This window comes from Pontibacter sp. HJ8, assembly GCF_054824225.1.
In genome coordinates this window covers 1-6,403 of record NZ_JSYF01000551.1, presented here as the reverse complement: position 1 = coordinate 6,403, position 6,403 = coordinate 1, and the positions used below count along the sequence as shown (strand labels likewise).

Sequence of the window (6,403 nt, the reverse complement as noted above, 5' to 3'; positions counted from 1 at the left end):
AAGGAAATGTATAGAAACAAAAATTCCAGGTATAGCCCATGGCTGAGGTATACCTGGAATTTAGTGAAGTATCGCTGATGTAGGCTCTATGAAGTAGATAAACTCAGCCAGGACAACGGTTAGGTTAATCTTTTTGGTCTGGAGGGAATAACGAAACTGTGATCGAAAGAGGTGAACAGAAAGTATAGCTGTTACTTACGTCTAAGGCTTTGGGTTAACCATCATTTTAGCGAGCGTCAGGTATAGCTGATTTCTGCATCCACTCAGCGCTCATCCGATTCGAGCATGTTGTTTTTATCAAATTTGAACGTTCTGATAATGTCCAGCATCTTGATCAGGGTGGTGGTGTCAAAAAATAGCAACAACGGAAGCTCCACATTTCGGGAGTTATGCGTGAACTGGGTAATGACCGTAAATACCAGCGGCTGAAACAAGGGGTGCTGCACCAGGATATCTTTCAGCGAATTGGCAATATGATTTTTGGGGGACTTTGGTGGTGAACCGTATATATTGCTCTTCAGGATATTGGCCAATTGCGTAACCAGAGCGCCTGTGATGATGTTGCTGATTTCCAGAAGCAGGGACTCCTGCATCACATTCAGCTCTCCTTTGCGTACATCCAGCATACTCAGGCATACTTCGGACAACTGGGCGACGTGGTCGTCGGAGAAAACCATGAGCGTAGCTCCTATGAAGTCCCCTTTTATATCCGATTGAATGATGATATGCGAGTCTTCATACTGGGCCACAAGCGAAATCAGCTCCTTTACCTCTATGAGTTGAATATCAGGCACCTTGAGCAGTACCTTGTCTTTCGCTATCACGGCGAAAGAGTCTGCTGCACGCGCCAGTCCAATATTCAATATCTCTTTAATTATGTCTCTTTCTAACTCCGTTACATGAGGGTCCATCATGGTAGTCGTGTTAATAGGTTTGTCTTCCATCGCCACTGCCTATCGCCTGTTTACAAAATATCTGGTTATGGCCGGCACATCCAGCACCAGGCACACCTTTCCGGTACCTAGCAGGGTTACGCCTCCATAGAGGTCAATACTATCCAGGGGCTTGCTCAGTGGCTTCACCACTATGTCCTGCTGCCTGTACAATTTATCCACGATCAGGCCAAGTTTCCGGTTATTGTAAGATACAATGATGATGTTCTGTACCTGTCCCTTCAACCTGGACTTATCGCCAAGCCGCATGTCCGGCTCATTTACGTTCAGAAGCTCGTGCAGGTATACGACTGTCACGGTTTCCCCTTTTATATCTGCCACGAGCACATCCCCTACTTCGTGCAGTTCATCTTTATCCAGCGCAATCACCGAATCTGTATGGATCAGCGGCAGGGCGTAAAAAATACTGTCAATTTCAAATAACAATGCCCCTTTTACGGCAATGGAAGTAGGCAGCTGCAAGGTGAAGGTGGTGCCCTGCCCTTTCACTGAATCCACATTTATACGGCCGCCTATGGAATCAATGGCATTTTTGACCACATCCAGGCCAACTCCCCGGCCGGAAAATTCGGTTACTTCTTTTGCCAGCGAGAATCCCGGCTCAAACAGAAATGAAAAAATATCGGTATCCGGCATGTCTTCCGCTACATCCGCAGAAACCATGTGCTGCTGAACGGCGGCTTTTCTTACCTGATGGAGGTCAATCCCTTTGCCATCGTCTGTTAATGCAATCACCACATTCTCGCGGTCACTTCTGGCTGAGAGCGTCAGGTTGCCACTTTTCGGCTTGCCGGCTTTCTCCCGGTCCTTTGGTTTTTCAATTCCATGCGTTATCGCATTCCGGACCAGATGCAGCAGGGAATCCGTCATGATCTGCAGGATATTCCTGTCTATCTGGATGTCCTGCCCCGACAGTTCGAGGTTGATTTCCTTCTTTTCTGCCGCTGCAATGTCGCGTACGACACGCGGAAATTTATTAAATAAGGTACCTATACTTACCAGGCGCGCGTCCATGACGCTGTACTGCAGCTCCTCCGTAATACGGTACAAGTGCGAACTTACGCTCTTTAATTCATCGTTATCTAATTCGCGGCTAAGCGAAAGGATACGATCCCGGTCTATGATCAGTTCGCCCACCAGATTCATCAGGTGGTCCAGCTTTTTGATCTGTATGTAGATCAGGTCTGACAGGGTCAGGTTTCTGGAAGTAGTGAACTTCTGTACCTTTGCCAGCTCGATCGTGCTGTCAGAGAGGCTGTCCACGATAATATCCAGGTTCCGGAGCAGTACAGGATCCGGATCGCCATACTTCGGATTGTCGATGTTGTTGATCAGCTCTCCCAGCAGGTCAATGCCATCAAACAGAACTCCAACCACCTCATCGCTAAAGCTGAGTTCCTTGTTCCGGATAAGGCCAAAAGCAGTTTCCAGCTTGTGAGAAAGATCCGAAATCGGCAGATACCCGATCGCTTTGGCGTTGGCCTTCAGGTTATGGAGCATACGGAAGATTTCCGCCAGGACCTTGTCGTCCTGCGGGCGTTTCTCCAGTTCGCTGATGAGCCTGTTGAGGGCATCAAAGTACTCCAGCGCTTCCGCTATAAATATCTCTTTATACTCCTGCTCTCTCGATTTCATGTATCACTGTCAGTTATACTGACCTGCTGCTGCTGTTCTGCCACATACCTGTTCAGATAAAAAGCTATCTGGGACAAGGGCAGCACTTGATTTATATGGCCGCTTTCTATAGCGGATTTTGCCATTCCGAAAATGGCAGATGTTTCTTCGTTCTGAGCAATCACATGACCGCCCTTCCTTTTGAAAATTGCGCCGGCTCCTGCTGTTCCGTCTTTCCCCATTCCGGTTAGGATCACACCGATCACCTGTCTGGCTGCACTTTTGGCTACAGCCTGCATGAGCACATCGACCGACGGCATATCGTAACCGTGTGCACCGTCCTCTGCAAAACCAATCTTCAGATTAGCCGCATTGCCCATTACCGAATGCACAACCATATTCCGCCCGCCGGGTGCCACGATGATCTTACCACTTTTAGGTATAAGACCGCTGCGGCCCTCGGACACCTGTAACGGCGTCAGCTCATTCAGGCGCCTGGCAAAACTATGCGTAAACTTCGAGGGCAGGTGTACCGCTATCAGTACCGCTGCCCTTAGATCCGGATCGAGTTGCTTTACGATGGCTTCTACGGCCTGCGTGCCTCCTGTTGAGGCGCCCAGCACAATAATGGTGTCGGCAGTTGTCGACCGGGACTTCTGGCTTACCGATGGCAGAAGTTTTACCTCCTGTTCCAGCATGCGCAGGCGCTTCTCCGGGTTCCAGTACTCTGACTCCTTAACTGCTTTCACCTTCAGCCGGATCTCGTCGGCTATGCTTCTGTAGTTGGGTCGGCTGGACGCATCCGGTTTGACAATGACACTGTATACACCCAGTTCAATCGCTTCTTTCAACAACTCCAGGGTCAGCTTCTCCCGCTCTACCAGCATCAGGATCGGGACAGGATGCTCACTGAATATGCGCTTGAATGAAAATAATTGCTTGTTGTGGCGCAGGTCTGATGAAGCCAGAACCACATCCACTTTATGGGACTGCAGCAGCTGCAGCAGCTGATCGCCATCTGCTGCCAGCCCGCGCACGGCTATGTCAGACGCAGCACTTAGTATGTCTTCGAGTACAAGTCTTGCAAAGCTTGAACTTTCTGCCACCAGCACCCGGAGAATATTTTTCTGTTCTTTCAAAGTACATGCCCTTTCTTACCAACCCGCTTGCCAGTACTTACTTTCTACAGATACTAGTTAATCTTCCAGCACTTTCTTTACTACCTCGAGTACTTTTTCTTCTGAAAAAGGCTTCACGATGTAGGAAAGGGCGCCGTATTCCATTGCTTCGTTGACAATCACTTCCTGGCCAACTGCACTTACAATGATAACTTTCATATCCGGCTGATCCGCCTTGATGCCTTTCAGCACGTCAAGCCCTGTATTATCCGGAAGGATAACATCCAGGGTAATGAGGTCCGGGTTGGTTTCTTTGGCCAGTTCAAGGGCCGTTTGCCCGTTGGGAGCTTCGCCTACCACCTCATAACCTGCATCCGTGAGCATGTTCTTGAGCATGGTGCGCATGTAGAAGGAATCATCTACAATCAGAATTCTTTTCATACCTATAAGTATAGCTTCAATGTGAACTAAATGTATTGGTTAGCCTTTCAGCTCCTTAATCTCATCCTGTGTCAGGATCTTATACATGTCCAACACGATGATCAAGCGGTTATTTACTTTGGCAATCCCTTCAATATAGTTTTCATGTATATTGATGTCCTGCAGGAAAGAAGGCGCTTTATCGATCTTGGTCATGGCCAGGTTCAGTGACTGCGGCACCTCGCGTACGATCACCCCGATACTATACTCCCTGGCTTCGATCACCAGGGTATAGGTGACAGCAGGATTCCGATCCAGGGGCAGCGGAGCCGGAGTGATGCCAAAACGCTCTTCGAGATTCATGATGGCAATAATATCCCCCCGGATGTTGGCAACCCCTTTTATAAAATCAGGCGTGCGGGGCATTCGGGTCACATTGGGCGTGACCGTCACCTCCTTCACCTGTTCTATCTTAATACCATATTCTTCTGATCCAAGCCTGAAAACGATCAGGTGTATGGTTTCTTCTGTTGCAGTACTGGATTTGGTAGCAGCCTCCAGGCTGGACACCTCCCGCGTATCCGGAGCCGGAGATGACGCCGTTTCAGCTGAATTCATGTCCTTCATCTTTGTATTTCCCTTCATGTATAGGAAGCTTTTTATTTAGCGTTCCCTTCATTGTTTCTGTTAATGATGGGGCCGGTCGCTAATCTGGCATTGCCGCTGATCTGTTTTCCATGTCTGCCGCTCCGTGTAGATACAGAGGTGAGACGACGACCGTTATTGCTGTGATTGAACACCAGGTTTCCGTCTACCAGTTTGAATGCCGATATACTGATCTGAAGATCCGCAGCAATATCATTCAGGTTCTGGGAAGAAGATGTCAGTTCCTGCATCGAAGCCGAAAGCTGCTTGGCGGTGCTTGCTACCTGTTGTGTACCGGAAGCCGTCTGCTCCGCAATGGCAACCACTTCCTCCACATACTTCACTACGTCGCCGATGGAAGACTTCTGTACCTCTGTTGCCGTTAAGATATCCTGGGCAGTGCGCAGGGTTTCACCACTGGATGAGGCAATATTCTTGAAGGCTCCGGATGCTTCAAAAGTGGCATTCTTTCCTTTCAATACACGGCCTTCCATAGTAGAAATCGCTGTTGCGGCAGAAGCTGTATCTTTTTTCACATCTTCTACCAGTGTTGCAATTTCACTGGCTGATTTACGGGAACCTTCTGCCAGCTTACGGATCTCTTCGGCAACCACAGCAAAACCTCTGCCTGCTTCACCTGCACGGGCAGCTTCAATAGCTGCGTTCAGGGCAAGTAAGTTTGTCTGGGAAGCAATGTCCGTGATCACGCCCAGTGATTTGGAAATCTCCTGCGAACGTACACCCAATACCTCAATGGTTTTAGAAGTAAGGGATGCAGAGCTCGAAATCTCTTCCATGTTCTTCACCACTTCCGCCACCGTCTTCAGACCCAGCTGCGAGGATTCTTCGCCCAGTAAGGCTGATTTGTTCACGACCTCAGCACGGTTAGCCGTGTCTTTGGTCGTCTTCATGATTTCTTCTATCAGTTTGAAGGCCTGATCCGTTTTAAGGGCTTGGTTCTGAGCACCTTCTGCCATCTGCTGCATAGCCAAGGCTACGTCCAGCGTTACACGGTTCATTTCAAGTCCTTTGCCGGCCATTTCCTCAGAAGAGCTGCCTACTACCAGAGAAGAGTCATTGATCTCACCAAGCAGGGAGTTCAGGTTATCAACTGCCAGGTTCAGTGCATTGGCCATGTCCAGGATGTCACCGGCTGTATGCGCTTCTACTTTTTGGGTCAGATCGCCTTCGGAAATGGCGCGTACCACGCGGGATACTTCCAGTACCGGCGTCACGATGGACTCCAGAAGGTCGTTGAGAGTATCTACCAGTTCCTTCCAGCTTCCGCCCACACCTTGCAGTGTCGCACGCTCTGTCAGTTTTCCTTCCACACCTGCTACTCTGGCCACACGGCTAACCTCACCGGCCAGCCTGTTCAGGTCAACCACCATGGTATTGATCGTATCGGCCAGTTCAGCTACCTCACCTTTTGCGTCCAGCGTCAGCTTCTGCGTCAGGTCACCTTTAGATACCGCTGTTACTACTTTTACTATACCTCGTACCTGCGTTGTGAGGTTAGAGGCCATCGTATTTACATTATCTGTCAGGTCTTTCCAAACACCGGCTACGTTCGGCACATTGGCCTGGCCACCGAGACGACCTTCCGTACCTACTTCCAGGGCCACACGGGTTACTTCACCGGCGAAGATGTTG

General features: G+C 49.3%; 6 protein-coding genes. All 6 read right to left on the bottom strand.

The features are described from left to right. Positions 1-263: 263 nt before the first annotated feature. The gene (locus tag OB13_RS19290) at positions 264-944 is read right to left on the bottom strand and encodes a chemotaxis protein CheC (RefSeq protein WP_461491818.1); all 681 of its coding nucleotides are present in this window, start codon (positions 942-944) and stop codon (positions 264-266) included. Positions 945-953: 9 nt separating this feature from the next. After that, entirely contained in the window at positions 954-2,588 is a 1,635-nt protein-coding gene (locus OB13_RS19285) for a chemotaxis protein CheA (RefSeq protein WP_461491817.1), read from the bottom strand. Continuing rightward, positions 2,585-3,706 carry a chemotaxis protein CheB gene (locus OB13_RS19280; RefSeq protein WP_461491816.1) on the bottom strand — a complete coding sequence of 374 codons (1,122 nt, stop codon included), beginning with the start codon at positions 3,704-3,706 and terminating at the stop codon, positions 2,585-2,587. The genes OB13_RS19285 and OB13_RS19280 overlap by 4 nt, the downstream gene beginning before the upstream one ends. 57 nt (positions 3,707-3,763) lie before the next feature. Then, entirely contained in the window at positions 3,764-4,126 is a 363-nt protein-coding gene (locus OB13_RS19275; protein ID WP_461491815.1) for a response regulator, read from the bottom strand. Positions 4,127-4,165: 39 nt separating this feature from the next. Continuing rightward, positions 4,166-4,750, bottom strand: a complete 585-nt coding sequence (locus OB13_RS19270; RefSeq protein ID WP_461491814.1) for a chemotaxis protein CheW — start codon at positions 4,748-4,750, stop codon at positions 4,166-4,168. Positions 4,751-4,764: 14 nt separating this feature from the next. Continuing rightward, a partial coding sequence (locus OB13_RS19265; protein WP_461491813.1) for a methyl-accepting chemotaxis protein occupies positions 4,765-6,403 on the bottom strand: 1,639 nt, incomplete at its 5' end.

Excerpts from the sequence above, each read along its gene's own strand:
- OB13_RS19290 (WP_461491818.1), bottom strand. The coding sequence starts at position 944 with ATGGAAGACAAACCTATTAACACGACTACCATGATGGACCCTCATGTA.
- OB13_RS19285 (WP_461491817.1), bottom strand. The coding sequence starts at position 2,588 with ATGAAATCGAGAGAGCAGGAGTATAAAGAGATATTTATAGCGGAAGCG.
- OB13_RS19275 (WP_461491815.1), bottom strand. The coding sequence starts at position 4,126 with ATGAAAAGAATTCTGATTGTAGATGATTCCTTCTACATGCGCACCATG.
- OB13_RS19270 (WP_461491814.1), bottom strand. The coding sequence starts at position 4,750 with ATGAAGGGAAATACAAAGATGAAGGACATGAATTCAGCTGAAACGGCG.